The organism is Streptomyces sp. NPDC093221 (genome assembly GCF_044753885.1).
Lineage (GTDB): Bacteria > Actinomycetota > Actinomycetes > Streptomycetales > Streptomycetaceae > Actinacidiphila.
Window position 1 is genome coordinate 1 of sequence record NZ_JBIVOA010000019.1, and the last position, 1,558, is coordinate 1,558.

Below are 1,558 nucleotides of genomic sequence, written 5' to 3' on the forward strand. Positions count from 1 at the left end.
GGTGGGCTGGTTGTTTCAGAACCACACAGTGAACGCGAGCAACAATGGACAAGCCCTCGGCCTATTAGTACCAGTCAGCTCCACCCCTCACAGGGCTTCCACATCTGGCCTATCAACCCAGTCGTCTACTGGGAGCCTTAACCCCTCAAAGGGGGTGGGAGTCCTCATCTCGAAGCAGGCTTCCCGCTTAGATGCTTTCAGCGGTTATCCCTCCCGAACGTAGCCAACCAGCCATGCCCTTGGCAGGACAACTGGCACACCAGAGGTTCGTCCGTCCCGGTCCTCTCGTACTAGGGACAGCCCTTCTCAAGACTCCTACGCGCACAGCGGATAGGGACCGAACTGTCTCACGACGTTCTAAACCCAGCTCGCGTACCGCTTTAATGGGCGAACAGCCCAACCCTTGGGACCGACTCCAGCCCCAGGATGCGACGAGCCGACATCGAGGTGCCAAACCATCCCGTCGATATGGACTCTTGGGGAAGATCAGCCTGTTATCCCCGGGGTACCTTTTATCCGTTGAGCGACGGCGCTTCCACAAGCCACCGCCGGATCACTAGTCCCTACTTTCGTACCTGCTCGACCCGTCAGTCTCACAGTCAAGCTCCCTTGTGCACTTACACTCAACACCTGATTGCCAACCAGGCTGAGGGAACCTTTGGGCGCCTCCGTTACCCTTTAGGAGGCAACCGCCCCAGTTAAACTACCCACCAGACACTGTCCCTGATCCGGATCACGGACCGAGGTTAGACATCCAGCACGACCAGAGTGGTATTTCAACGACGACTCCCCGATAGCTGGCGCTACCGGCTCACAGTCTCCCACCTATCCTACACAAGCCGAACCGAACACCAATATCAAGCTATAGTAAAGGTCCCGGGGTCTTTCCGTCCTGCTGCGCGAAACGAGCATCTTTACTCGTAGTGCAATTTCACCGGGCCTATGGTTGAGACAGTCGAGAAGTCGTTACGCCATTCGTGCAGGTCGGAACTTACCCGACAAGGAATTTCGCTACCTTAGGATGGTTATAGTTACCACCGCCGTTTACTGGCGCTTAAGTTCTCAGCTTCGCCCTGTCGAAACAGGACTAACCGGTCCCCTTAACGTTCCAGCACCGGGCAGGCGTCAGTCCGTATACATCGCCTTACGGCTTCGCACGGACCTGTGTTTTTAGTAAACAGTCGCTTCTCGCTGGTCTCTGCGGCCACACCCAGCTCAAGGAGTACATCCCGTCACCAGACATGGCCCCCCTTCTCCCGAAGTTACGGGGGCATTTTGCCGAGTTCCTTAACCATAGTTCACCCGAACGCCTCGGTATTCTCTACCTGACCACCTGAGTCGGTTTAGGGTACGGGCCGCCATGAAACTCGCTAGAGGCTTTTCTCGACAGCATAGGATCATCCACTTCACCACAATCGGCTCGGCATCAGGTCTCACCCCCATGAGAGACGGATTTGCCTATCTCTCGGGCTACACCCTTACCCCGGGACAACCACCGCCCGGGCTGGACTACCTTCCTGCGTCACCCCATCGCTTACCTACTAGAAGTCTGGGCTAT

At 56.5% G+C, this 1,558-nt stretch carries 1 rRNA gene (cut by a window edge); it reads right to left on the bottom strand.

Annotated elements, in window-relative coordinates:
- Positions 1–44: 44 nt before the first annotated feature.
- Positions 45–1,558: ribosomal RNA gene (locus tag ACIQCJ_RS35805) — 23S ribosomal RNA — on the bottom strand; it runs 1,370 nt beyond the window's last position.